The 25520-nt window shown below is 42.6% G+C and carries 20 protein-coding genes, 2 tRNA genes and 3 rRNA genes; 14 read left to right on the plus strand and 11 right to left on the minus strand.

Annotation, left to right across the window (positions count from 1 at the left end; genetic code table 11):
* Nucleotides 1–167 precede the first annotated feature (167 nt).
* The 6 genes from F902_RS20490 (at nucleotide 168) to F902_RS20515 (ending at nucleotide 10794) form a co-directional block, all read left to right on the plus strand.
* Nucleotides 168–1705: ribosomal RNA gene (locus F902_RS20490) — 16S ribosomal RNA — on the plus strand.
* 59 nt (nucleotides 1706–1764) lie between these two features.
* Nucleotides 1765–1841: transfer RNA gene (locus F902_RS20495), tRNA-Ile, on the plus strand.
* 55 nt (nucleotides 1842–1896) lie between these two features.
* A tRNA-Ala gene (locus F902_RS20500) sits at nucleotides 1897–1972 on the plus strand.
* 328 nt (nucleotides 1973–2300) lie between these two features.
* Nucleotides 2301–5191, plus strand: a 23S ribosomal RNA gene (locus tag F902_RS20505).
* 174 nt (nucleotides 5192–5365) lie between these two features.
* Nucleotides 5366–5480: ribosomal RNA gene (gene rrf, locus F902_RS20510) — 5S ribosomal RNA — on the plus strand.
* The 16S, 23S and 5S rRNA genes sit together here with 2 tRNA genes alongside, the layout of an rRNA operon.
* Before the next feature lie 217 nt (nucleotides 5481–5697).
* A complete protein-coding gene (locus F902_RS20515; RefSeq protein WP_005206782.1) occupies nucleotides 5698–10794 on the plus strand; it encodes an Ig-like domain-containing protein in 5097 nt (1698 codons plus the stop codon).
* Nucleotides 10795–11023: 229 nt separating this feature from the next.
* On the opposite strand, the gene F902_RS20520 is transcribed toward F902_RS20515, so the two are convergent.
* Nucleotides 11024–11359, minus strand: a complete 336-nt coding sequence (locus F902_RS20520; protein ID WP_004804274.1) for a protein tyrosine phosphatase family protein — start codon at nucleotides 11357–11359, stop codon at nucleotides 11024–11026.
* A gap of 122 nt (nucleotides 11360–11481) precedes the next feature.
* Between F902_RS20520 and F902_RS20525 the strand changes: the two genes are divergently transcribed.
* From F902_RS20525 to F902_RS20540, 4 genes are read left to right on the plus strand one after another with little or no spacing between them, the layout of a single operon-like run.
* Nucleotides 11482–12378, plus strand: a complete 897-nt coding sequence (locus F902_RS20525; protein WP_005206784.1) for an alpha/beta hydrolase — start codon at nucleotides 11482–11484, stop codon at nucleotides 12376–12378.
* Nucleotides 12379–12816 (plus strand): thioredoxin TrxC, encoded by a 438-nt coding sequence (gene trxC, locus F902_RS20530; RefSeq protein WP_004655931.1) that lies wholly within the window; start codon nucleotides 12379–12381, stop codon nucleotides 12814–12816.
* Between the two features lies 1 nt (nucleotide 12817).
* Entirely contained in the window at nucleotides 12818–13231 is a 414-nt protein-coding gene (locus tag F902_RS20535; RefSeq protein WP_004655929.1) for an acyl-CoA thioesterase, read from the plus strand.
* A gap of 54 nt (nucleotides 13232–13285) precedes the next feature.
* Entirely contained in the window at nucleotides 13286–13765 is a 480-nt protein-coding gene (locus F902_RS20540; protein ID WP_005206789.1) for a GAF domain-containing protein, read from the plus strand.
* Nucleotides 13766–13817: 52 nt separating this feature from the next.
* Here the strand turns inward: F902_RS20540 and F902_RS20545 are convergent, their stop codons facing one another.
* From F902_RS20545 to F902_RS20555, 3 genes are all read right to left on the minus strand, one after another.
* Nucleotides 13818–14321: a nuclear transport factor 2 family protein gene (locus tag F902_RS20545; RefSeq protein ID WP_005206790.1), complete on the minus strand. Its 504-nt coding sequence runs from the start codon at nucleotides 14319–14321 to the stop codon at nucleotides 13818–13820.
* A 67-nt stretch (nucleotides 14322–14388) separates the two neighbouring features.
* The gene (locus tag F902_RS20550; protein WP_005206791.1) at nucleotides 14389–14883 is read right to left on the minus strand and encodes a DUF4442 domain-containing protein; all 495 of its coding nucleotides are present in this window, start codon (nucleotides 14881–14883) and stop codon (nucleotides 14389–14391) included.
* A 14-nt stretch (nucleotides 14884–14897) separates the two neighbouring features.
* Nucleotides 14898–15386: a YajQ family cyclic di-GMP-binding protein gene (locus F902_RS20555; protein ID WP_004655922.1), complete on the minus strand. Its 489-nt coding sequence runs from the start codon at nucleotides 15384–15386 to the stop codon at nucleotides 14898–14900.
* A gap of 90 nt (nucleotides 15387–15476) precedes the next feature.
* Between F902_RS20555 and F902_RS20560 the strand changes: the two genes are divergently transcribed.
* A complete protein-coding gene (locus tag F902_RS20560; protein WP_004804287.1) occupies nucleotides 15477–15791 on the plus strand; it encodes a rhodanese-like domain-containing protein in 315 nt (104 codons plus the stop codon).
* A gap of 85 nt (nucleotides 15792–15876) precedes the next feature.
* On the opposite strand, the gene mnmC is transcribed toward F902_RS20560, so the two are convergent.
* From mnmC to F902_RS20580, 4 genes are read right to left on the minus strand one after another with little or no spacing between them, the layout of a single operon-like run.
* On the minus strand, nucleotides 15877–17775 hold the full coding sequence (gene mnmC, locus F902_RS20565) for a bifunctional tRNA (5-methylaminomethyl-2-thiouridine)(34)-methyltransferase MnmC2/FAD-dependent 5-carboxymethylaminomethyl-2-thiouridine(34) oxidoreductase MnmC1 (RefSeq protein ID WP_005206792.1): 1899 nt from the start codon (nucleotides 17773–17775) through the stop codon (nucleotides 15877–15879).
* A 17-nt stretch (nucleotides 17776–17792) separates the two neighbouring features.
* Entirely contained in the window at nucleotides 17793–18251 is a 459-nt protein-coding gene (locus F902_RS20570; protein WP_005206793.1) for an SH3 domain-containing protein, read from the minus strand.
* Between the two features lie 3 nt (nucleotides 18252–18254).
* Nucleotides 18255–18557 carry a YciI family protein gene (locus F902_RS20575; protein WP_005206794.1) on the minus strand — a complete coding sequence of 101 codons (303 nt, stop codon included), beginning with the start codon at nucleotides 18555–18557 and terminating at the stop codon, nucleotides 18255–18257.
* A 24-nt stretch (nucleotides 18558–18581) separates the two neighbouring features.
* Nucleotides 18582–19193, minus strand: a complete 612-nt coding sequence (locus F902_RS20580; RefSeq protein WP_004804291.1) for a septation protein IspZ — start codon at nucleotides 19191–19193, stop codon at nucleotides 18582–18584.
* Between the two features lie 45 nt (nucleotides 19194–19238).
* On the opposite strand from F902_RS20580, the gene F902_RS20585 reads away from it, so the two are divergent.
* Nucleotides 19239–20102, plus strand: coding sequence for a PHP domain-containing protein (locus F902_RS20585; protein ID WP_005206796.1), 864 nt, complete (start codon nucleotides 19239–19241; stop codon nucleotides 20100–20102).
* 136 nt (nucleotides 20103–20238) lie between these two features.
* Here F902_RS20585 and F902_RS20590 read toward each other — a convergent pair whose 3' ends face one another.
* Nucleotides 20239–21132, minus strand: a complete 894-nt coding sequence (locus F902_RS20590; protein ID WP_005206797.1) for a LysR family transcriptional regulator — start codon at nucleotides 21130–21132, stop codon at nucleotides 20239–20241.
* 103 nt (nucleotides 21133–21235) lie between these two features.
* Between F902_RS20590 and F902_RS20595 the strand changes: the two genes are divergently transcribed.
* A complete protein-coding gene (locus tag F902_RS20595; RefSeq protein WP_005206799.1) occupies nucleotides 21236–22282 on the plus strand; it encodes an aldo/keto reductase in 1047 nt (348 codons plus the stop codon).
* A gap of 46 nt (nucleotides 22283–22328) precedes the next feature.
* On the opposite strand, the gene F902_RS20600 is transcribed toward F902_RS20595, so the two are convergent.
* A complete protein-coding gene (locus F902_RS20600; RefSeq protein ID WP_004655906.1) occupies nucleotides 22329–23240 on the minus strand; it encodes a bestrophin family protein in 912 nt (303 codons plus the stop codon).
* 44 nt (nucleotides 23241–23284) lie between these two features.
* Nucleotides 23285–24007: a RadC family protein gene (radC, locus tag F902_RS20605; protein WP_005206800.1), complete on the minus strand. Its 723-nt coding sequence runs from the start codon at nucleotides 24005–24007 to the stop codon at nucleotides 23285–23287.
* Between the two features lie 196 nt (nucleotides 24008–24203).
* On the opposite strand from radC, the gene coaBC reads away from it, so the two are divergent.
* Nucleotides 24204–25460: a bifunctional phosphopantothenoylcysteine decarboxylase/phosphopantothenate--cysteine ligase CoaBC gene (gene coaBC, locus F902_RS20610; RefSeq protein WP_005206802.1), complete on the plus strand. Its 1257-nt coding sequence runs from the start codon at nucleotides 24204–24206 to the stop codon at nucleotides 25458–25460.
* The last annotated feature ends 60 nt before the right edge of the window (nucleotides 25461–25520 follow it).

Here is a 25520-nt window from a genome sequence, read left to right on the forward strand (position 1 = left end):
AGATCATTAAGAGAATAGAAGAACAACTTGTGTGGATTTTTACTGGTTGATCGATCGAAAATATTTCATTGATTGAATGGTAAAAATTTCTCGAAGTTTATTTGAGCGAATTTTTAGTCAGAAAATTGATGAGCCAAGATTTGTAGCCATAAGCTACTAATGATTTTAAACTGAAGAGTTTGATCATGGCTCAGATTGAACGCTGGCGGCAGGCTTAACACATGCAAGTCGAGCGGAGTGATGGTGCTTGCACTATCACTTAGCGGCGGACGGGTGAGTAATGCTTAGGAATCTGCCATTTAGTGGGGGACAACATTCCGAAAGGAATGCTAATACCGCATACGTCCTACGGGAGAAAGCAGGGGATCTTCGGACCTTGCGCTAAATGATGAGCCTAAGTCGGATTAGCTAGTTGGTGGGGTAAAGGCCTACCAAGGCGACGATCTGTAGCGGGTCTGAGAGGATGATCCGCCACACTGGGACTGAGACACGGCCCAGACTCCTACGGGAGGCAGCAGTGGGGAATATTGGACAATGGGCGAAAGCCTGATCCAGCCATGCCGCGTGTGTGAAGAAGGCCTTTTGGTTGTAAAGCACTTTAAGCGAGGAGGAGGCTACTAGTACTAATACTACTGGATAGTGGACGTTACTCGCAGAATAAGCACCGGCTAACTCTGTGCCAGCAGCCGCGGTAATACAGAGGGTGCGAGCGTTAATCGGATTTACTGGGCGTAAAGCGTGCGTAGGCGGCTGATTAAGTCGGATGTGAAATCCCTGAGCTTAACTTAGGAATTGCATTCGATACTGGTCAGCTAGAGTATGGGAGAGGATGGTAGAATTCCAGGTGTAGCGGTGAAATGCGTAGAGATCTGGAGGAATACCGATGGCGAAGGCAGCCATCTGGCCTAATACTGACGCTGAGGTACGAAAGCATGGGGAGCAAACAGGATTAGATACCCTGGTAGTCCATGCCGTAAACGATGTCTACTAGCCGTTGGGGCCTTTGAGGCTTTAGTGGCGCAGCTAACGCGATAAGTAGACCGCCTGGGGAGTACGGTCGCAAGACTAAAACTCAAATGAATTGACGGGGGCCCGCACAAGCGGTGGAGCATGTGGTTTAATTCGATGCAACGCGAAGAACCTTACCTGGTCTTGACATAGTAAGAACTTTCCAGAGATGGATTGGTGCCTTCGGGAACTTACATACAGGTGCTGCATGGCTGTCGTCAGCTCGTGTCGTGAGATGTTGGGTTAAGTCCCGCAACGAGCGCAACCCTTTTCCTTATTTGCCAGCGGGTTAAGCCGGGAACTTTAAGGATACTGCCAGTGACAAACTGGAGGAAGGCGGGGACGACGTCAAGTCATCATGGCCCTTACGACCAGGGCTACACACGTGCTACAATGGTCGGTACAAAGGGTTGCTACCTAGCGATAGGATGCTAATCTCAAAAAGCCGATCGTAGTCCGGATTGGAGTCTGCAACTCGACTCCATGAAGTCGGAATCGCTAGTAATCGCGGATCAGAATGCCGCGGTGAATACGTTCCCGGGCCTTGTACACACCGCCCGTCACACCATGGGAGTTTGTTGCACCAGAAGTAGGTAGTCTAACCGCAAGGAGGACGCTTACCACGGTGTGGCCGATGACTGGGGTGAAGTCGTAACAAGGTAGCCGTAGGGGAACCTGCGGCTGGATCACCTCCTTAACGAAAGATTGGTGACTGGTAAGAATCCACAACAAGTTGTTCTTCGAAGATGTATCTGAGGGTCTGTAGCTCAGTTGGTTAGAGCACACGCTTGATAAGCGTGGGGTCACAAGTTCAAGTCTTGTCAGACCCACCAAATCTGATTGCAGTAGCTTGGATTGAAAGATATGTCGTTCATTAAGTGATAAGCTGGGGACTTAGCTTAGTTGGTAGAGCGCCTGCTTTGCACGCAGGAGGTCAGGAGTTCGACTCTCCTAGTCTCCACCATGTACTTTACGGAGTACGAGCTAAAGATTACAGAATTTAGTAAGCAGTTAGCTTATTAACTTCTGTGATTTATCACAGTTTACTACTCACCGACGAGGTGGTAGTTAATCATTAACAGATTAGAAAATTGAGTCTGAAATAAATTGTTCACTCAATTCATTCGAAAGAATGAGATTGAGAACTAGCAAAAACACTGAATCAAGCGTTTTGGTATATGAATTTAGATTGAAGCTGTATGGTGATTAAGTTCACAGACAACGAATAGTAGTAATTAAGTTTGCAACGATAACACTCACTTGTATGTGTTAACGACTGTTTGGGGTTGTATAGTCAAGTAATTAAGTGCATGTGGTGGATGCCTTGGCAGTCAGAGGCGATGAAAGACGTGATAGCCTGCGAAAAGCTCCGGGGAGGCGGCAAATATCCTTTGATCCGGAGATTTCTGAATGGGGGAACCCACCCGCTATAAGGCGGGTATCATAAGCTGAATACATAGGCTTATGAAGCGAACGAGGGGAAGTGAAACATCTCAGTACCCTTAGGAAAAGAAATCAATTGAGATTCCCTTAGTAGCGGCGAGCGAACGGGGAGCAGCCCATTAAGTTGTGTGTGTTCTAGTGGAACGCTCTGGGAAGTGCGAACGTAGAGGGTGATATTCCCGTACACGAAAGGGCACACACAATGATGACGAGTAGGGCGAGGCACGTGAAACCTTGTCTGAATATGGGGGGACCATCCTCCAAGGCTAAATACTCCTGACTGACCGATAGTGAACCAGTACCGTGAGGGAAAGGCGAAAAGAACCCCTGTGAGGGGAGTGAAATAGATCCTGAAACCGCATGCATACAAGCAGTGGGAGCCGACTTGTTCGGTGACTGCGTACCTTTTGTATAATGGGTCAGCGACTTATATTCAGTAGCAAGGTTAACCGAATAGGGGAGCCGTAGAGAAATCGAGTCTTAATAGGGCGTTTAGTTGCTGGGTATAGACCCGAAACCAGGCGATCTATCCATGAGCAGGTTGAAGGTTGGGTAACACTAACTGGAGGACCGAACCCACTGTCGTTGAAAAGCCAGGGGATGACTTGTGGATAGGGGTGAAAGGCTAATCAAGCCTGGTGATAGCTGGTTCTCCCCGAAAGCTATTTAGGTAGCGCCTCGGACGAATACCATTGGGGGTAGAGCACTGTTTCGGCTAGGGGGTCATCCCGACTTACCAAACCGATGCAAACTCCGAATACCAATGAGTACTATCCGGGAGACAGACTGCGGGTGCTAACGTCCGTAGTCAAGAGGAAAACAATCCAGACCGCCAGCTAAGGCCCCAAAATCATAGTTAAGTGGGAAACGATGTGGGAAGGCATAGACAGCTAGGAGGTTGGCTTAGAAGCAGCCACCCTTTAAAGAAAGCGTAATAGCTCACTAGTCGAGTCGGCCTGCGCGGAAGATGTAACGGGGCTAAAACTATGTGCCGAAGCTGCGGATTTGACATTAGTCAAGTGGTAGGGGAGCGTTCTGTAAGCCGATGAAGGTGTATTGAGAAGTATGCTGGAGGTATCAGAAGTGCGAATGCTGACGTGAGTAACGACAAAACGGGTGAAAAACCCGTTCGCTGAAAGACCAAGGGTTCCAGTCCAACGTTAATCGGGGCTGGGTGAGTCGACCCCTAAGGCGAGGCCGAGAGGCGTAGTCGATGGGAAATTGGTTAATATTCCAATACTTCTGTGTAATGCGATGAGAGGACGGAGAAGGTTAAGTCAGCCTGGCGTTGGTTGTCCAGGTGGAAGGTTGTAGGCATGTATCTTAGGCAAATCCGGGGTACTCTATGCTGAGAACTGATAGCAAGCTGTACTTGTACAGTGAAGTGGCTGATACCATGCTTCCAGGAAAAGTCTCTAAGCTTCAGTTACACAGGAATCGTACCCGAAACCGACACAGGTGGTCAGGTCGAGTAGACCAAAGCGCTTGAGAGAACTCTGCTGAAGGAACTAGGCAAAATGGTACCGTAACTTCGGGAGAAGGTACGCTGCTGACGGTGATGGGACTTGCTCCCTGAGCTATTGGCAGCCACAGAAACCAGGCCGCTGCAACTGTTTATTAAAAACATAGCACTCTGCAAACACGAAAGTGGACGTATAGGGTGTGATGCCTGCCCGGTGCTGGAAGGTTAATTGATGGGGTTAGCGTAAGCGAAGCTCTTGATCGAAGCCCCAGTAAACGGCGGCCGTAACTATAACGGTCCTAAGGTAGCGAAATTCCTTGTCGGGTAAGTTCCGACCTGCACGAATGGCATAATGATGGCGGCGCTGTCTCCAGCAGAGGCTCAGTGAAATCGAAATCGCTGTGAAGATGCAGTGTACCCGCGGCTAGACGGAAAGACCCCGTGAACCTTTACTGCAGCTTGACATTGAACTTTGACCTTACTTGTGTAGGATAGGTGGGAGGCTTTGAAGTTAGAACGCTAGTTCTAATGGAGCCGTCCTTGAAATACCACCCTGGTAATGTTGAGGTTCTAACTCTGCCCCGTAATCCGGGGCGAGGACCATGTCTGGTGGGTAGTTTGACTGGGGCGGTCTCCTCCTAAAGAGTAACGGAGGAGTACGAAGGTGCGCTCAGCGTGGTCGGAAATCACGCGTAGAGTATAAAGGCAAAAGCGCGCTTAACTGCGAGACCCACAAGTCGAGCAGGTACGAAAGTAGGTCTTAGTGATCCGGTGGTTCTGTATGGAAGGGCCATCGCTCAACGGATAAAAGGTACTCTGGGGATAACAGGCTGATACCGCCCAAGAGTTCATATCGACGGCGGTGTTTGGCACCTCGATGTCGGCTCATCTCATCCTGGGGCTGAAGCAGGTCCCAAGGGTATGGCTGTTCGCCATTTAAAGAGGTACGCGAGCTGGGTTTAGAACGTCGTGAGACAGTTCGGTCCCTATCTACCGTGGGCGCTGGAAATTTGAGAGGATCTGCTCCTAGTACGAGAGGACCAGAGTGGACGAACCTCTGGTGTACCGGTTGTGACGCCAGTCGCATCGCCGGGTAGCTATGTTCGGAAGGGATAACCGCTGAAAGCATCTAAGCGGGAAGCCTACCTCAAGATAAGATTTCCCTAGGAATTTATTCCTCTAAAGAGCCGTTCGAGACTAGGACGTTGATAGGTTGGGTGTGGAAGCACGGTGACGTGTGAAGCTGACCAATACTAATTGCTCGTGAGGCTTGACTATACAACACCCAAACAGTTGTTGTATTCAAGATAAATTCAATACATAACTTGATTTAGTGAATAAACTAGTTACAATACCGACTCAATAATCTAATCCGTTAATAACTCTTTGGACCGTAAGTAAGGCATACGATGAATACATCGTGATTAAGACCCGAAAGCACCACAACAGTTTGCTGGCGACAATAGCAAGAGTGAACCACCTGATCCCTTCCCGAACTCAGAAGTGAAACCTCTTAGCGCTGATGGTAGTGTGGCACTTGCCATGTGAGAGTAAGTCATCGCCAGCTTTTAAATCTAAACACCCCCAACCAACCGTTGGGGGTGTTTTTTATTGCGCGGAATTTTCAGACAAAAATAACAGATATTAATGTTAAGCAGTTCACTTTCCTAAGGAATAAAGCTGGTATTACGAATTGATAAAATATATTATTTCGAGTAAATTTTTGTACAAAAGTCTTAATCGTATTGTAAGGCTAAATATTAAATAAGATGGAAATTATTGTTATGACATATTTCAAGGGTTTAAAAAAAATCGGGGTAAATACAACAGTATTAGCAACATCAGTTGCATTGGTTGCTTGTGGAGGGGGTGGATATTATGGAAATAATAATTCATCTGGGGATAATAATAGTAATGGAAATAATACAGGGGGCAATCAGTCGGAAACTGATACTTCGAAAGTAGCAGATAGTCTTAATATTATATTGCAAGATACAGAAGGCAAGACTTTACAAATTGCACAGGACAATAGTCAGGTTAAAGTTGCCGTTAAAGTTCTGAATGTCGATAAAGGTGGTGTTGCTGGCAAAGATGTTCGTTTAAGCATTGCTGATTCTGACAAATTAGGTGTAGCTAGCACAAATTCTAAAGTAACATCTGATGCAAACGGTGTTGCAGTCTTTACTCTGAATATTCCTGTATTACAAGCGGACTCAGGTAAGGTTCAACTCACAGCTGTTGTTGATGGCACCAAGATTTCTATTCCATATACTTTAAATATTAAAAAAACGACTACAATCGTAAGTGATTATAATCTAAGTGTTCCGCAGGGAGCGACCCTAAATTTACCAAATGGTTCTGTTGATCTTCCTGTAGTGGTTACGGATACTAAAGGTGGAGCAAAAGCAGGACAGACAATTGAGTTAAGCCTTCCTCAGGAAATGAATGGTAAGTTTGCTATAGAGCCTGGTTCATCTATTACAACTGATTCGCAAGGTAAAGCAACTTTCAAAATAATTCCAAATGCGGGACTTACAGCTGGTGATATTTCAGCATTTATTGGAAGTTCACAGAAACTCACGTTTAAACTGATTGATGAAAATCGTGCCGAAAAGCAAGAGGTGACTTCTTTAACTTTTAAAGATACTTCTAAAATTGTTAATGTTTTAGAGGTTATTACGCCAGAAGCTTCAATTAAAGCAAAAGCAGGTACGGCCAAAGTTCGTGTCTTTGCTAAAAATAGTAATGGTGATGTTTTATCAAATACTAAAGTAAAGTTAGCTGTTGATGCTATTGCAGATTCTTATGGTGTGAAACTTGATAAGATAGAAGCTATAACCAATACACAGGGTTATGCAGAATTTACGCTAACTAGTAATTCAGATTACCCAATCGCCTTGGCTCAACATGGAATTGAGCTTACAGCTACTTATACTGAAAATAGTCAGAATATTAATGGTAAGGCAACCGTTCAAGTTGTAACTGCAGACGAAACAGTAGAAGATCAAGAGGCGATTCAACGGTTAGAAGTTGCGTCATCATATAAAGTTAATGCCGTTGATGGTGTTGTTGAAGTTAAAGTCAAAGCAGTTAACTTTAAAGGATTAGGAGCTTCAAAGGGTAAAATAACACTAAGTTTAAATTCGGAAGCTCAATCGAATGGGGTAACATTTGAAGGCGCTGCAACTCGAGATATAAATGAAAATGGCTTTGTTACCTTTAAATTAAAAACAATTACTTCAGTCCCAAAACCGACGCAAAAGACAATCGATGCGCTAGTGAATGCTGGAATTATTGCAACATTTAAGGCTGGTAATAATGTTGAGAATAAAATAGAAATTTCTGTAGAGGATGCAGCAATTTCGACAGAGGCCCTACAATATTTGCAGATAGATCCTATTCTTGAATCATTTGATCCAAAAAAAGATCAAACAATTACAGTTAAGGTAAAAGCTATTGGTATTAAAGGTAGCCCTTTAAAGAATGAGAAAATTCTTTTCAACTCCTCAAACGAACAGTTACAAAGTTTAGGTTTGAGCTTGAAGGATCAGGCTGAGAAACAAACTGATGATACAGGTTATACTACTTATACTTTTGAATATAAATATAATACAAAACCAGAGCAACAAAATGCTGCAAATGAAGGGATTCTTTTAACGTTTTCTTCTATTTCTGATTCAGCAAAGACGCAAGCAGTTAAGTTAAATTTTGCTACACGTGATTTACCAGAACTTGATTATCTATCAGTTGATACGGATGGTGTTAAATCTATTGTTTTAGGTGTTGAAAAATTAATTACAGTAAGAGTAAAAGCAGTTAATAAACAAGGTAATGCCTTAACTAATCAAGAAGTTGGTTTAAGCGTAACAGATAGTATTTCACTCACAAAAGGAGTGTCATATGGATCGCCAACAAAGGTTACAACTGACAGTAATGGTACTGCTATATTCAATTTAAAAGTTAAACCTCAAAATCAAAGCGATTTTAATACTTTAATGCAAGGTATTGATATAAAGATTACTCCTACTGGAGCAGATACGAAATCTGTTTCGAGACATATTGAGTTATCTGCTTTAACTGTTGATGCTGAAGTGGATAGCAAAGTTGAACAGTTGATGATTGATCCAATTGTAAATGCATATAGTTCTGTACAGAATCAAAATATCGTGGTTAGAACCAAGGCATTAGACAATAAAGGTAATCCTTTAGTTAACGCACGTGTAAATATTACGCCATCACTATCGAACGCTGACATGAAAACGTTGCAGTTGAGCTTAGTGAGCCAAGCTGAGCAGATAACAGATGCAGAAGGTTATGTGACCTTTACATATAGTTATAAATATGATGGCACGCCAGAGCAGGCAGTATTAGCACACTCTGGTGTGGAATTTACTGTGAGTTCAGCAATTACAAATAAAATAGATAAAGTTGGGATTAAGTTTACTTCATTGCCAAAAGTATTGGATTACTTGAATGTAGCTATATCTAATTATGCTGTAACTTTAAATGGTACGGCAAAAGTAATTACCATTACAGTAGATGCTAAAGATATAGATGGTAATGTATTGCCAGGCCAAGTCGTTGGAATTGGCTTAAATGAAGCAGCTTTGCCAAATGGCGTGACACTTCTCACACCGACTTCAAAGGTCACTGATAGCAATGGTAAGGCAACATTCCAGATTAATATTGATCCAAAAACAGCAACTCAAATAGATAATTTAGATGCAAATGATTTGACAGTTGCAATTGTGGGGAAACGTCCAGATGGTACACAATATTCCGCTGTACAGAAAATTGAGTTATCTAAACCTACTGTAGTACTTCAAGATTTGGCCAATCTAGAAATTACTTCTGTAAATCCGAATCTTTCAGTTTTAGGTGGTGAAACGCGAGTTAAAGTAATCGCAAAAGATGCGGCAGGTAATGCAATTCCGAATACACCAATCACAGTTGCTTTATCTTCTCTAGTTTCTAGTCGTGTGTCATTAAGTGGCGTACCAACAACAACTAATAGTAAAGGCGAAGCTGAATTTACTGTCACTGTTTCTGAAGGTAAATATGATGAGAGCCTGATCAAAAATGGCATTATTTTTGCCATTGTTGGTACCAACTTGAATAATGGTGATCGCCTACAACAAACTAGTTCAATTGGTATTACTGCGCCTGCAAATGCATTAAATCCACGTTTGGTAGCTGATGTAAAAACAGTAACTGCGGGACAAACTGTAAAAGTTTATGCTTCTGTTAAAGATGAAATGGGGCTTAATACTGCAGCAGGCATTCCAATGCGTTTAAGTCTCAATTCAGAAGCGACTGCCGCTGGCGTAAAATTATCCAGCGAAGCTGTAGTTATACAAGCAAATGGTTCAGTTGCAGTAGATTTGATTATCCCTAAAGGGGTAAGTTCAGCAACATTAAGCTCCATTGTAGTGACAGGAATAATTCGCGACCCTCGTGGTAATGAAATCCCAACGAATTTAACGTTCACTGTTCAGGATGCAATCAATCCATATCATTTAACAATTGATAGTAATCGCGTGTCACTTAGCTCTGCAGGAGATACTGCATTAGTCACGGTGAAATTATTAGATAGCAATCAGGGTGGGGTTGCAAATCAACCTGTAACTTTATCTATTGCTGACCCTAGAACGGCTACTTCAATTAAAGGATCATCACAGATTGTGACGAATGAGTTTGGTGAGGCTGTATTTGAACTTTCAATGAAAGCAGTTGCTGGTTTAGTGTCTCCAATTCCAAATATTGTACTGACGGCAACTCATACTAATGAGAATGGTGTGGCGGTTTCACAGAATTCACAGCTTCAAGTTCATACACCGACAGCCCTAGCGCCACAACTTGATTTAAAAATTAAGGCATCTAAAGATAAGTTAAATGTTCGTGGTGATGCTGTAGATGTTTCAGTCCTTGTTACTGATATGAATGGCTCAAGCCAATCAGGCAAGGCGGTTACCTTAACAATTCCAGCTTACCAACAAAATGGAGCGTATATTAAGGGAGCCTCGACGCTTGAGAGTGATACAAATGGTTGGGTGAAATTTACTGTAGTAATAGACGAGTCTTTACGTGCAACTGGTTATGATTTTGTAACGAATGATCTAGTTGTTGAAGCTGTAGTAAAAGATACTCAGAATACTGAACGTCGTCAAAGTTATACAGTAGATGTTGTCCCATCAGAGGTTCCTGTAACGATTGGCTCAATTGATGTTAATGTGAATCCAACACAAATAGGTTCAACCAATAATGGTATTTATTATACCTTAGAAGGTTCGGTTCAATTATTAGATGTAGATGGTAAACCTGTCGCAAATCAGGATGTTGTATTAGACACTCGTCCGACATCATATTCATTAGGTAAATGGTTGTTTGCTATTCAAAAAGATCCTTGGGATCGAACAGTAACGCCATTCAAACTAAAAGGTGAATATCCATTTAATGATTTAAAAGCTTGGGTTAAGCCTGGAGATGATTACTATGCATTAAGTGGAGCTACTCCAGATTTAGGTACAACAAATAATACAGTATACGGTTGTGCAATTAATCCAGCTTCTACTTCATGGGTAGCAAATGGTAAAGCTTTACGTGTTGTCCGTTTGATAGGTAGTGACGCAAATCATCCTGCAACAGCTACTTACCGCACAGATAACTATGGGCGTTTTGACTTCCAAATTGAATACCCTAAAGCAAATGCACATTGGTTGAATGTCCAAATTGGTGCAAAAGCAACTCTTGCGCAAACCCCAGTTCGTGGCTATACCAATTTTACTTTACCTGCATTGAAGTCTGATTTTGCTACGGATGGTAGTTATGCACCTAATGAAATCAGTCCTTACAATACTCAGTCAATGACATGTTCTGACTAAAAAAATAAGAATAAAAAAACAGCACTTCGGTGCTGTTTTTTTATAAACTTGTACCCACACTCACCGTCGCTGTCGGGCGAACTTGGAAAGAGCTACAAGCTGAGATAGAGAGAATACATAACAGGACAATGGCGAGTTTTGACATGGTTCTTGATCTATTGAAAAAGAACCATCATCTTATAAAAACAAAGGTTTAACTATTTGGATCAGGTAAAAAAATGTAATGAATTTAATCGTCCAGTAAATCCATTTGTTTAGCAATTTGATATAAATTATTTGAACGGTTACCTGTACGGCAGAACATTAAAATTGGTTTTGGCAGTTCATTATAATGATTGGCGAATGTACGGACATCGAGTTCAGTGATTTGCCCAGCAACAACTGGTTGATAGACATAGTCTAGGCCTGCACTGCGCGCAGATTCTTCGATTTGGGCACTTGTAGGTTGTTCAGGACCACCTTCCAGATCTGGACGGTTATTAATAATCGATTTAAATCCTTTTTCAACCACTTGCTCAACATGCTCAGGGCCGATTTGACCTGCAAAACCAACATTCTCTGTCATCTTGTCACTCCAAAAACAAACAAAACATTTTATGCTCTATCATAGCATTAAGCTCGATCTTGAGTTTAAATGTCTATAGTAAATAAGTGATGATAATTAAAAGATAAGGCAATGGAGCGCGCATGCATACCTATACCGTTGAGCCGTTGTATGTTGCAAGTGGTGATGAAACCATCGCTGCGGATTTCTATTTACCTAAAGCCAATACCAAAGCTGCTGTGATTATCATGGCGCACGGCTTTGCAGGTTTGCGTCAATTTAAACTGGTTCAATATGCACAGCGTTTTGCCCAAGCAGGTTATGCAGTCATTTTATTTGATTATCGTTATTGGGGCGGCAGTACAGGGAAACCACGTGAATTGGTTTCACTCAGTGCCCAGCTTGATGACTGGAAAACCATTGTTCAATATGCTTCGAATTGCAAGCTGATTGATAGTCGACGGATTATTTTATGGGGAACCTCACTCAGTGGTGGATATGCCTTAAGTCTAGCAACAGACCTGAAAAACATTCAGGCGGTCATGGTACAAGTCCCCTATGTTGATGGGGCTGAGACAGCCAAGCTTTACCCTTTGCAACGTTATCCTGAAGCATTAAAGCGTTCCAGTCAGGATTATATGGGTTCTAAGATGGGCTTGGTACCTAAAACCTTACCTGTGGTCGATCAATTTCGGCTGTGTTTCCTACCGACCTCAGATAGTTACTACGGATATCACTCGATTGTAAATCCAGATTATTACTGGAGTGGGGAAGTTCCTGCGCGGGTCTTCTTTAATTTAATGCGTTATCGACCGATCCAGTTTGTTCGTAAAATTAATATCCCTGTTTTATTTATTGCAGCAAAGCATGATACTTTGATTCCAATCGAATCGAGTCGAGAAGCTGCGACCAATATTGCGCCATTTGTGAGTTATCATGAGTGGGAAATGAAACATTTTGATGTTTATCATGGTTCTTGGTTTGAAAAAGCAGTCACAACCCAATTAGAATTTTTACATCAACATATTGGAGTGATGTAGATGATTATTGTCTGTGCATCATGTGGTGCAAAAAATCGTGTACCCGAAGAAAAATTAGCAGTTCATCCTAACTGTGGACAATGCCATAAAGCGTTATTGCCTTTAGAGCCGATAGAACTCAATGAACAAAATTTCAGTAACTTCATCAGCAATTCAGATCTGCCTGTATTGATTGACTTGTGGGCTGAATGGTGTGGTCCTTGCAAGATGATGGCACCACATTTTGCTCAAGTGGCAAAGCAAAATCCATATGTGGTTTTTGCCAAAATTGATACTGAAGCTAATCCACGTTTAAGTGCTGCATTTAATGTGCGTAGTATTCCGACTTTGGTCTTGATGAATAAGACCACGGAATTGGCGAGAATCAGCGGAGCCTTACGCGCACCCGAGTTACAACAATGGCTAGACCAGCAATTACAGCAACACCAAGGACATTAACATGAGCGAACGCCCAACTCATCCAGAAGGGACTTTATCACTACAAAACATTGCCATGCCAGCAGATACCAATTGGAGTGGTGATGTTTTTGGCGGCTGGATTGTCTCTCAGATGGATCTCGCAGGAGCGATTCATGTTGAACGTTTTAGTAAAGGTCGTTGTGCAACGATTGCGATCAATCAGATGACTTTTCTGGTGCCTGTAAAGGTCGGGAATGTGATTAGCTGTTATACCAAAATTTTGAAAGTTGGCAGTAGTTCAGTACAAGTTCAAATTGAGGTATGGAACAGTCATGATGATTCTCGTGAGCCAGTGCGCATTACCGAAGGCGTATTTACCTTTGTTGCGGTGGATGTGAATGGCAAGAAACGTTTAATCTCAGAAGAGATTAAACAGGCATTTGCAGCAAGCTAAGTTCTCTTTTATCGAGTGAATGAAGCCAAGACTATTTTTGATTTGGAATGAAGCATGGCAGAAGAATTAGTTTTGCAACATGGTCATAAGGCCGAGCAATATCAAAGTATCCTTCCTCAGATTCAGGCAATTGTTGAAGATGAAAGCGATGTGATTGCCAATCTCGCCAATATCTGCGCGGCGTTAAAACAGCAATTTGGCTGGTTTTGGATTGGCTTTTATTTGGTCAAAGAGAATGAGTTGGTGTTAGGCCCATTTCAAGGCCCAATCGCCTGTACCCGTATTGGCAAAGGTCGCGGCGTATGTGGCGCTGCATGGCAACAGCAGCAAGTGATTGTGGTGCCAGATGTAGATCAGTTTCCAGGGCATATTGCCTGTAGTTCTGCCTCTCGCTCTGAGATCGTCTTGCCCATGATGAAAAATGGTCAGTGTGTTGGCGTATTGGATGTCGATAGTGATGAACTGAATCAATTTGATGAGGTCGATGCAGCATATTTGCAGCAGTTGATGACTATGATTGAAAAATTTATTTAAGTCTTTAGAAAATAAAGCCCAAATTCGTTTGGGCTTTATTTTTGTGTGCTGCTTAGAACATGCTGTTGGAGTTCTGACTTTTTTCAGGAATATTTTGTATCACATCCCAATGCTCTACAATTTTTCCATTTTCTACACGGAATATGTCAATAATCGCTCGGCCTCGGTCGCTGTCATTCTCTGTAGAATGCACATGCAGAACGACTAAATCTCTTTCCGCAATTGCTTTCTTGATGACATTTTTTGCCTGAGGGTTATTGCTAAATTTTTGGCTAAAGAAGTTTACAAATGGTGCCTTACCGTCAGGTACATTCGGATTATGTTGAATATATTGATCCCCAATATAACGATCGGCATATTGTTTCACTTGGTGTTTTAAGAAAACACCTTCATAAAAATCGACCACGATTTTCTTGTTTTGTTCAGCTAAAGATGGGATCTGTTTGGAAGGGATCGAAGCCGAAGCATCAGCGGCGAGCACTTGAGCAGAATAAGTCGCGAGGTTGAGCGCAATAAAAAAATGAGAAAGCAGACGTATTTTTTTCATTTTTAGCATCAGAACACAAAAAGTGATCTTTGCATCCTGATGCTAATACTGTCACTAGAATAGTCTAGGTCAGTTATTATTTTTTACGTTTTGGTAACCAAGCCCAAAGCATTTGGCATTGGATTGGTTGATTGCCTGCATCATCAATCACGGTCACTGGCACCAATAACTCGCCTTTATCATTATCCGCAATAAACTTTTGTTGATCTGCTGATAATGTTGCAGTTGCTGTTAAACCGCCTTGAGCAACTTTTAAATAGTCAACATGCAATGATTTGATCAACAAAATCCGATCATCTGGTACATGTAAACCGGTTAAAAAGCCCGTTGCCGTTTCAGACAATAAAGCCATCGCAGCCGCATGAACGCCTTTAATATGATTTTGCATATTGCGTTGGTTTTCAATGCGAACAGTGACGTGGTCTTTATCCACTTCTAAATAGCGAATATTTGCTGTTCCAACCATCGGAACCACACGACCAAAAGCTTTGCTCCAGAGCGTGCTACGGATTCCTTTCGGAAATTTAGACGTGGTTTTAACCAGCTTATAAAGGCGGTTATCTTTTGCCATAGTGAACCTATTGCTTAATCTTTGAAATTATTAAATTGCAGCGGCAGACCAAATTGTTGTTCACGTAAAAAGTTCATGACTTGTTGCAAAGTATCGCGCTTTTTATCCGTGACACGGATTTTGTCTCCTTGGATAGAAGATTGCGCTTTGATGCCACTTTCTTTAATGGCTTTATTAATTTTTTTTGCAGTATCTGAGTCAAGTCCATCTTTCAGCTTGATCACTTGCACCACATTTTTACCAGAAGCTGTGGCTTTTTGCGGATCTAAAGCTTGTACATCAATTTTACGTTTATAGAAGTGATTTTCGAGCATGGTATAAACTTGCTCACATTGGAAATCGCTTTCAGTTGAGATTTTGATTTCTTTATTTTTCTCATTTAACTCAATTGAAACGTCTTGTCCACGAAAGTCAAAACGTGTTGCGATCTCTTTTTCTGTATTTTGTACAGCGTGATTAACTTCAAATAACTCTAATTCAGAAACAATATCAAAAGAAGGCATGGTTAGACCTTTACAAAGGGAAAGAATATTTGAGATGCTAAGGGGGTTTTCTTCATTTGCCAAGTGTTGTTTACATCAAAGGAGTGCACAATGATCCGTAAACAAGAAATTACAACATTTGAGTTCCCAGAAGGCGCTGTCATCTGGGATGTCCGAGATACCAAAGCGTATACAGAGGCTCATGTTAAAGGGGCGGTGAATCGTCCAATTACTGATATCACTGCGGATAGTTTGACTCAAGTTGCAGCGGATCAGCCGATTTATATTTTATGTGGTGGCGGAAGTAAAGCTCCGCGTGCAGCAGAACTGTTAGACGGTATGGATGGTTCTCGTGAATATGTTGTGTTAATGGGTGGCACACGCGCAGCGCGTGATGCAGGCTTGCCTTTAGAACAAGGCGCTTAAAGCACTCAAAAGATTGGCCAAAATACAGCTGTATTTTGGCCAATTCAAAATTTTAGATGTCAGTTATTCTAAAATTAAAAGATATTTAACCAGAATAATACGGTTTCTTTGCTTTAATCTTCTTTTGAAAACGCTGTGGATTGAGTTTATCCAATAATGATTGTGGAATTGGACAAAGTTCTCCGAGTACTAAAGCCGCTAATACTTCGCTACACAACGGCGCAAACAAGAATCCCTTTGAACCTAAACCTGCAAAAGTATAGATTTGCTGGTGATTTTGCATTTTTCCAACTAGAGGAAAGTAATCCAGACTTTGTGCACGCACAGATGCACGGCCTTGCCATGTTTCAGTGGATGGAAGCTGTTGCGCATATTCAGGGAAGACACTGTGGATAAGTTCGTAGTTATGCACATGATCTTCTGCTAAAACTTCAACATCGTCTCGATTGGGATAAAAAGATGCACCTAGAATCAATTGAGCGGCATCCAGTTGCATACAATAACCGCCATAACTATAGGCTTGATCTAGAGCTAAAGCTTGTTCGCGATTCTCAACCCAGCTGACTTGTCCACGAATTGGTTTTAACACGGGGTAGTTTTCAAACAGCTCAGCACTTTGTTTGGCACAACACACAATCACATCATCGGCTGTTGTGATGAGCTGTTGATCTTGCCAAAGCTTTGTTTGGTTGTCTGCGCTATTTAAGCGAGAAATTTTTGCCTTTTCGATTTTGATATTCGGATGCTGCAGAATTTCATCACGCAGTTGCTGTGGAGAAACAGCACCAGCCTGATGTAGCGTCAAGCTTGGATAATCAGTTTCAGGTATTGCATCCTGCTGATCTTGAGTGGATAACACGCCCGAAGGATACTGTTCCGCTAAGCTGAGTAATTCATCCGCATTTTTTAAAGCCATTTGTTGGACTTGAATGGATCTAAATGCTTTGAATCTAGGATAAAAATTCAATGCATGTTGCCAGCTTAGGGTCATCAAATGTTCATGTGCTTGTTCAATTGGACACAGCTTGGGATTGAGTAGCGCAAGGGGATTGCCTGATGCCCCGGAGAGAGGCTCATTTTGCTCGTAGATCGTGACTTGATGACCACGTTGAGCAAATGCCCATGCTGTGCTTAAACCTGCGATTCCAGCGCCAATAATGGCGATCTGGCGTTGTATCGTTTTCAATGTAGCTTGTGAGCTTGTACGGTTTGGTTCTGAATCAGCCAGAGTGGATGTTTCGAATGACGTATCTAACCAAATAGCTTTTAACATTTCACGTTTATGACCAAAACCTCGTGGGCGGCTAATGTGCACACCATGCTGTTTCAGTCCACGTTTCAGCACACCAGCAACACTAAAGGACGCAAAGGTCGTTCCAAACTCAGATAAACGTACCATGTGATTGAGTACATTTTCCTGCCACATATCTGGATTGCATGATGGAGCAAAACCATCGAGAAACCATGCATTCACGGCTTGAGTCTTTGGGATACTTGGAAAAATATCCTGAGCATCACCCAACCATAAATCAATACTAAAACGTTCTTCAGGAAAACTTAAGCGGTGGCAGCCTGCGATAGGCAGGGGATATTGTTGAATCAGCTGTTCTGCAAGTGGCTTAAGTTCAGGCCAGACATTCAGTGCGCGGATTAGATCCGCTTTATTCAATGGGAATTTTTCAACACTGATGGCATGTAAGTGACTGTGATTATCTGGACGAACCTGCTGCCAAAGTTGCCACAGGGTCAGAATGTTTAAGCCCGTACCAAAACCTGTTTCGCCAACACAAAAGTATTGAAAATCTTTTAGTTCTGATAGGCGTTCAGTTAGGTCATTACCATTTAAAAACACATGGCGTGTTTCAAGTAAACCGTTATCTTTGGAAAAGTAGACATCGCCAAATTGTTTAGAAATGGGAACTTCGATACCATCGACCAGTTCCCAGTCTAATTCGGCTGTTTGTAATTTTGCAGATTGAGACATAAATAAAATGTTGGGATTTACCACTGACGACGACGTTTAGTGTGAACATAACTGGCAATTAAGAAGCCGAGAATGACGCCCACAGCAATGGTCATTGCGCCATATAAAAACATTTGCGCACTGCGTTCACTTTGTAATACTTGAACTTGTACGGTCAGGTTGTCATTTTTTAACTGTAATTCTTGGTTCTGCGAAAGTGCTTCTAAATTGGCATGTTCCAGTTGTTTCAAGCGGCTGGCTTGATCTTGAATCATGGCTTTGACTTTTGCATCTTGCTGCTGTTTGGCTTTGGCAATTTGTTCAGCGGTCAAAGGTTTGGCTACTGCGGTGGTTGCATTGGTTGGCGCAGCAGTTGTGGCATTGGGTTGCACTGGAGTTGTGTTAGCTGCTGGAGCCGCAGGTGTTGCTGGCTCAACTGCCCATGCAGTAGAACTAAATAAACATAAAGCCAATACGCTTTTTAAGACAACTTGCATGATTTACCCTTTTGGAAAAGCTTTGTTGAAAGGTTTTACGTCAATATTTGAGTAAATCCCTTCTTTTAAAAATGGCTCTTCCTGAATCCAAGCATCTAAGGATTCACGACTATCAAACTCGACAATGATGGTACTGCCAAAAAAACCAGCTTGTGGATCATTTGGATCTTTCGGATGCGCACCTGCCGCAATTAAACGTCCTTCATCATCTAACTTTTGTAGACGTTCAATATGTTGTGGGCGGGTGGCTAAACGTTTTTCCAAAGTACCTTCGCGATCAGTACAAGTCAGCACAAAATATGGCATGGCAGTAGCTCGATGATTTAAAATCTATTCAGTGGTTTTAAAATGCTTTCGTAAGAAAAAGAGTATAGCAGCTAGGTAACTGATAGAAACGATAATATCGCCAAAAGCAGTGAATTCGCCCCAATATTTTCCTTGCATATAGACAAAACCAAAGAAGAAATGCAAAGCCGCAAGTAAAAAGAATTGACCACACCACGCCCAGTTCAACTTTAACCAACCTTTAGGGCTGAGCTCTAACAACGAGCCTAAAAGTTTTTGGATAATTGGCATACGTTCTTTATTGAATAGTGGCGTAACCAGAAAGCCTAATCCGATACCGATATTGATGATGATCGCCTTCATTTTAATATAGGTCACATCACTAAAGATCAGGGTGATTCCACCAAAAACGACCGACATGACGACAATAAACCACTGCATTTTTTCCAATTTAAATTTTTGGAAAAAGAACAAGCAGCCATAAACCACTAAGGTCGAAATGAGTAGCGCACATGTTGCAACAAGGATGTGATTTTGATCGAGATTTCCAGAGCTACCCACCAACTGTAGCAAAGGATGATGACTATCTTTAGGATCAGTGGTTTTATAGAAATAAAAGAAGATAATAATTGGAAGATAGTCGAGCAACGCTTTCATGTTACAGTACGATGATGAAATAGGTCAGATAGCATAATACAAACCATGTTCGGTGTCGATTTACACACACATACACTCATTTCCGATGGTACCTTCTCTCCTGAGCAACTGGTACAGGCTGCTGTTGATTTAAAAATACATACCTTAGCCGTTACAGATCATGACACTATGGATGGTTTGTTGCGTGCGCAAGACTATGCACAAGCACATGATATTCACATCATTTCTGGGGTTGAAATTTCTAGTCAATGGTCTCGACCAAATACCAAGAAGAGTTATGGTGTACATATTGTTGCCCTGAATATGCAAGATGAAGCGCCGATCAAGGCGATGCTGGAGCAACAGAAAAAAGTCCGTGCCGAACGGGCAAAAGTGATTTGTCAGCTCTTAGAAAAATGTATCGATTTTGATATCTATCCTGATGTGATTGCCCAAGTGGATGGGGAAGCAGATCGTGTCACTCGAACCCATATTGCCAAAGCTTTAGTCGAAAAGAATATTGTCAGTCGCCCACAGCAGGCTTTTGACCGTTTTCTGAAAGAAGGTAAAAAAGCCTTTGTGAAATTTGAGGGAATGGGTTTAAAAGAAACCATTGATGTGATTCATGCCAGTCAGGGATTCGCCGTACTTGCACATCCGACACGATATGACCTGTCTGCCACCAATATCCGTTATTTGATTGAATTATTTGCCGAGTCGGGTGGCGATGCAGTGGAACTACCACCAAGTATTGAACCTGCTTCGACACGTCAAATGGTCGATCGTATGATTCAACAGTTTGATTTAGCTGTTTCGATCGGCAGTGATTTTCATGGCGAGAATATGCCGTGGATTAAATTGGGACAGACACCACGTCTTAAAGAGGGGCAGAAAGGGATTTGGGAAAGCTTTAAACCATCGGTGATATGAAAAAATTAGAACTTTGCCTTATCCTTGTTTTTTTCATGCTGCTTGCATGGGGTGCGCAATGGATGTTTCATGGTTTTGCAGGAATGTCATAATCAATATTGCAAGGTGAAAATTAGTCTGACGTACTAAAGTTTTATTATTCACGCTGCTCAAAGTAATCGATTAAATAATCCAAAAAGCGTTGAACTTTAGGCGCGATCAGCTCTCGATGAGGAAATACTGCATAAATTGCCGTTGTTTCAACAGGATAGTCAGGTAGAACTTGTACTAATCTTCCTGAAGCGAGATCTTCAGCCACATGCCAGATCGAATGATTGGAAATGCCAAGACCTGCTAAGGCCGCTTGCCGAACGCCTTCACCGGAGTTGGTTGCAAAATATCCCTCGACATGAACCTGTTCAACCTGACCTTCTGCATTGATCAAATGCCAGTGATCGGTCAGACCCTGACCATGCTGTTGCAAGATACAGCGATGTAATTTGAGCTCTTCCAAGCTATGGGGCTGACCATATTTTTCCAGATAGCTAGGTGAAGCACAGAGTAAACGTTGATTGGTACTCAAGCGTTTGGCAACCAAGCTGGAACTTTTTAACTGGCCAATGCGAATGGCCAAGTCCATACCTTGCTGAATCAGGTCGATGTTTTGATCATTTAAATCTAAGTAAATCTTCAGCTCAGGATGTAAGTGGGAAAATGTGGCAATCACAGGCATTAACACCTGAGTACCAAAAGTGGCTGAGGTGCTAATTCGAAGTGTACCTGTGAGCGGCTGATCTTTAAGCCTTAATGATTCTTGCAAGTGAATAAAATCAGCAATCCAATGCCGACCATGTTCAAGTAAAGCACGGCCTTCCTCGGTTAAAGTCAGTTTCCGCGTGGTGCGATGAAACAAGCGCAATTGTAGGTTTTGTTCTAAGCGCTGTAATTTTTGACTGGCAACTGACACCGAAATATTGGCGTCCTGAGCGGCTTTACTGATTGAGCCTAAGTCAGCCACTCGAATAAAAAACTGAAAATCTTCGGTATTCATTATCAGTAAAATCAGAAAAGTATTTTTTGATTATCGTGGTTTTTCCAATAGATCCCTAGCGCTATTTTTGTACTGAAGCAATCACAGCTTGAAGAGACAGATCATGAAATATCATTTTTTAGGAAACTCGGGTTTAAAAGTGTCAGAGTTGGGATTTGGTGCAGGGACTCTAGGTGGGCAAGGACAAATCTTTGCTGCTTGGGGACAAGCCAGTCAGACTGAAGCCAATCAGATGATTCGCGCTGCTTTAGATGCGGGCATTAATTACTTTGATACAGCAGATGTTTATTCAGATGGAGAGTCTGAACGAATGTTGGGTAAGGCACTTGCATCAGAACGGCAGCATACTATTATTTCGACCAAAATCGGTATTCGTAGCTCAGAACATCTCAATGATGCAGGATTTAGTCGGCATTATTTATTGTCCGCAGTTGAACAGTCATTAACTCGATTGGGAACGGATTATATTGATGTATTACAGCTGCATCAGTTCGATAGCTTCACCGCATTACCTCAGCTAATGAAAACTTTAGATGAGTTAGTGCGTAGTGGTAAAGTCCGTTATATCGGCGCTTCAAATTTTGCAGGCTGGCAACTGATGAAAGCCCAAGCAATTGCTGAACAATATGGCTATGAAAAGTTTGTGGTGAATCAGGTCTATTACTCATTGATCGGTCGTGATTATGAATGGGAGCTGATGCCCTTAAATGATGACCAGCAGATTGGTGCGGTGGTATGGAGCCCTCTAGGCTGGGGCAGATTGACGGGTAAATTTGATCGGGAGAATCCGATTCCAGCACAGAGTCGCTTACATGATACCGCGCAATTTGCGCCGCCAGTGAATGAAGCACATCTCTATGCTGTGATTGATGTGCTCAAACAGATTGCAGCAGAAACTGGCTATACGATTCCGCAAATTGCCTTAAATTGGTTATTACAGCGCCCAACGGTATCCAGTGTATTGATTGGTGCGCGTAATCAAACTCAACTGCAAGATAATCTTGTTGCCAAAGATATTCAGTTATCGATTGAACAGATTGAACGTTTAAATCAGGTCAGTGCGGTCTATCCGCCTTATCCTTATTATCCTTATTGGAATGGACAGTTTACCGAACGCTTTAAGTCTATCGTCCCGTCCCAATTTATTTAACTGATGTTAAGCCGCATAAAAATGCCCTCATTGGAGGGCATTGAAATTAGAGTAGGTTATGGTCATGCGCCTGAATTGGCGGTGGGGTTGGTCGACCTAAAGTTCCCAATAATTCAATTTCAATTGAACGGACCATCGCATCCAGCGGTAAGTCATTGCTTTGTGTGCCGAAAGGCTCTTCTATTTCAGTGCTTAAAGCATCCAGACCTAAAAAGGTATAGGCCAAAATACCGACCAATAGCGGTGTCACCAAGCCCAATAAAGAGCCAAGACTGAATGGCAGCATAAAGCAGAAGAAATACACAGTACGATTTAGTAAAACCGAATAGGCGAATGGAATTGGGGTATTCGCGATCCGGTCACAGCCAGTTTGCATTTCACTTAACGCGGCCACATGGCGGTTCATCTGGGTATAAATAATATCCGAGATTTCGCCTTCTTTCATGGCCTGTAACAGTTCCCATTGAATTAGACTCAAGGTGTACTGCGGCGCATTATGCTGCTGATAGAGTTGGGTCAAGGCTTGTTGGCTCAGACCACTGGTTTCAGTCAGCTCGGTTGGATTGGCGGTTTGATGACGCAGGCGATCGCGCAGCACATTGGCAAATACAATCACATTTTGAATGATACGTTCACGACGTGCTTGAGTCAGCACGCGGCAATCACGGTCAAAATGGCGTGCCGTGGCAATCAACACGCCCCAGAGTTTACGCGCTTCCCACCAGCGGTCATAACAAGCGGTATTCTTGAATCCCAAGAAAATGGACAGTACCACACCAATCAACGTGAAGCCGACTAATGGAATTTCCGGGAAACGATATAGATTGACATACTCGACCCCGCCAATGATGGCAGAGATCAGCATCACGAAACCGAGAGAGGGCAAAATTTTGGGTAAAATTGTCCCTCGCCATGAGAATAAAACTTTAAAAATACTCGGCTGGTCACGGACAATCATGTTATTTGAATCATTAATTTTATGTCTTGATATTCCTGTTTGATTTAAGCTTTGTCAAGGCGAGATTGCTTGGTTTTAATAGGGTTGAGTAGTTGTTGTTCAGAAAATGAAAAATAGCCTTCTGGCGAAATAATAAAATGATCGATCAAGTGAATTTCCAGCAGTTTACAGGCTTGTTTGAGCTGTTGGGTTAGATAAATATCTTCGGTCGATGGTTGAGCAGTGCCATAAGGATGATTGTGTGCCACCACGATTTGGCAGGCCTGTTGTTGCAGGGCATAGCGTAGGGTTTGATTCAGTGAAACCGTGCAGGAATGAAGGGAGCCAAAGAACAGCTTTTTAAAATGCAATTTTCTGAGTTCGGCATCTAAGCACAGCACCGCAAAAACTTCCTGTTTTTCACCTTGCAGTTCATAGCGTAAATAGTCGAGCACCAGGGTTGACGTATCCAGACAAAGCCGTTGTTGCTGGAAATGATTATTCAGATAACGACGTCCTAATTCTTTTACCGCCATCAGCTGCGCATATTTGGTGGAGGCTATGCCATTAAATTGTGATAAATCTTCAAAATTGGCATCAAATATCAAATTAAGTCCGCCAAAATGTTGAATCAAAATACGCGCCAATTCCACCGCAGAGTGCTGTTTTGAGCCTGAACGCAGAAAAATCGCCAACAGTTCAGCATCGGATAAGCTTTGCGGACCTTGGGACAAAAGTCGTTCTCTTGGGCGCTCTTGCTCGGGCCAAGTTTTAATAGATTGATTCAATCGTTAATTTCCTTTTGATTTTATTGTGATTATTTTTTTAACGGGCAAAGATAATTGCACGTCTTTTGCTTTTAGATTGCATCATGTCAGCACGATTTTCGATTATCGTCAGTGCTGAAATGTTGAGGGTGCTACTTGGGTATCGACTTATTTAATGCTATTGTGAGCGCCACTGCAACAGTAAGGTATCCTGTTTGTGAGCTTCGATCTAAGTGTTATTCCCCATAAAAACATTATATTAGCGGTTACAGGTGGTATTGCTGCCTATAAAAGTGCCATCTTGGTGCGCCGTTTAAAAGATTTCGGTTTTGATGTCCGTGTGGTCATGACCCATGGCGCACAAGCATTTATTACCCCACTCACTTTTCAAGCACTTTCAGGCAATCCTGTGCATACCGAATTGCTTGATCCTGAAGCCGAAGCAGGCATGGGACATATCGAATTGGCACGTTGGGCCGATTTGGTTCTGGTGGCACCTGCCAGCTGTGACACGATTGCAAAATTTGCCAATGGCTTGGCAGATGATCTGCTCAGCACTTTATATCTGGCAACCAAAGCACCTGTTTGGGTTGCACCAGCTATGAATCAGCAAATGTGGGCAGCAAAAGCCACACAACGCAATTTGCAAACCTTGGTCGAAGATGGCGTTCATGTGATCATGCCAGATGCAGGCGAGCAAGCCTGTGGTGATGTCGGTTTAGGTCGTATGCCTGAGCCCGAAGATTTAGCGCGTCAAGTTGCTGCCTATTTCCATAAGGCACAACGTGCCTTGGCCGAAAAATTTGGTTTGTTGGCAGGCAAGCGCGTCACCATTACCGCTGGACCAACGCGTGAAGCGATTGACCCTGTACGTTATATTTCCAACCATAGTACTGGCAAAATGGGTTTTGCCTTGGCAGCAGCTTGTTATGCAGCAGGGGCAAAAGTCACCTTGGTGGCAGGACCTGTCAGTTTGGATACGCCGAATGGTGTGCAACGTATGAATGTCAGTTCTGCGATGCAGATGCTTGATGTCAGCATGAACCAACTGAAAGATGGTTGTGACATCTTTATCGCAACGGCAGCAGTGGCGGATTATCGTGTGGCACAAGTGGCTGAGCATAAGATTAAGAAAGCCGGTGATGAGCTTGCGGTGGCTTTGGTCAAAAATCCGGATATCGTAGCGACCATTGCACAGCAGGAACAACGTCCATTCATGGTTGGCTTTGCTGCTGAAACGCAAAATGTTGAAGAATACGCTGCTGGTAAGTTAGTGGCGAAAAAATTGGACATGATTGCCTGCAATGATGTGTCACGTCCAGATATCGGTTTTGCCTCAGACGAAAATGCGATGACCGTGTTTTTTGCCCAGTCTTATCATATGAAAAAGCGTGAGTTGGAAAAGGCATCAAAACAAGAGATTTCGCAGCAGTTGGTTGAGTCGATTGCCGATGCTTTACGCCGTCGCCTATAAAGCCTGAACGCGATCTTTTTTATCAAAATGCAACGATTTCGTTGCATTTTTTATGTATGC

Origin of the sequence: Acinetobacter higginsii (genome assembly GCF_000369525.1) — a bacterium.
GTDB lineage: Bacteria > Pseudomonadota > Gammaproteobacteria > Pseudomonadales > Moraxellaceae > Acinetobacter > Acinetobacter higginsii.

Coding starts and splice junctions, on each gene's coding strand:
- F902_RS20545 (WP_005206790.1), bottom strand. CDS start 14,321: ATGCTAAAAATGAAAAAAATACGTCTGCTTTCTCATTTTTTTATTGCG.
- F902_RS20535 (WP_004655929.1), top strand. CDS start 12,818: ATGAGCGAACGCCCAACTCATCCAGAAGGGACTTTATCACTACAAAAC.
- F902_RS20555 (WP_004655922.1), bottom strand. CDS start 15,386: ATGCCTTCTTTTGATATTGTTTCTGAATTAGAGTTATTTGAAGTTAAT.
- F902_RS20585 (WP_005206796.1), top strand. CDS start 19,239: ATGTTCGGTGTCGATTTACACACACATACACTCATTTCCGATGGTACC.
- F902_RS20595 (WP_005206799.1), top strand. CDS start 21,236: ATGAAATATCATTTTTTAGGAAACTCGGGTTTAAAAGTGTCAGAGTTG.
- F902_RS20560 (WP_004804287.1), top strand. CDS start 15,477: ATGATCCGTAAACAAGAAATTACAACATTTGAGTTCCCAGAAGGCGCT.
- F902_RS20525 (WP_005206784.1), top strand. CDS start 11,482: ATGCATACCTATACCGTTGAGCCGTTGTATGTTGCAAGTGGTGATGAA.
- trxC (WP_004655931.1), top strand. CDS start 12,379: ATGATTATTGTCTGTGCATCATGTGGTGCAAAAAATCGTGTACCCGAA.
- F902_RS20590 (WP_005206797.1), bottom strand. CDS start 21,132: ATGAATACCGAAGATTTTCAGTTTTTTATTCGAGTGGCTGACTTAGGC.
- F902_RS20600 (WP_004655906.1), bottom strand. CDS start 23,240: ATGATTGTCCGTGACCAGCCGAGTATTTTTAAAGTTTTATTCTCATGG.
- mnmC (WP_005206792.1), bottom strand. CDS start 17,775: ATGTCTCAATCTGCAAAATTACAAACAGCCGAATTAGACTGGGAACTG.
- F902_RS20540 (WP_005206789.1), top strand. CDS start 13,286: ATGGCAGAAGAATTAGTTTTGCAACATGGTCATAAGGCCGAGCAATAT.
- F902_RS20515 (WP_005206782.1), top strand. CDS start 5,698: ATGACATATTTCAAGGGTTTAAAAAAAATCGGGGTAAATACAACAGTA.
- F902_RS20575 (WP_005206794.1), bottom strand. CDS start 18,557: ATGCCATATTTTGTGCTGACTTGTACTGATCGCGAAGGTACTTTGGAA.
- F902_RS20570 (WP_005206793.1), bottom strand. CDS start 18,251: ATGCAAGTTGTCTTAAAAAGCGTATTGGCTTTATGTTTATTTAGTTCT.
- F902_RS20550 (WP_005206791.1), bottom strand. CDS start 14,883: ATGGCAAAAGATAACCGCCTTTATAAGCTGGTTAAAACCACGTCTAAA.
- F902_RS20580 (WP_004804291.1), bottom strand. CDS start 19,193: ATGAAAGCGTTGCTCGACTATCTTCCAATTATTATCTTCTTTTATTTC.
- F902_RS20520 (WP_004804274.1), bottom strand. CDS start 11,359: ATGACAGAGAATGTTGGTTTTGCAGGTCAAATCGGCCCTGAGCATGTT.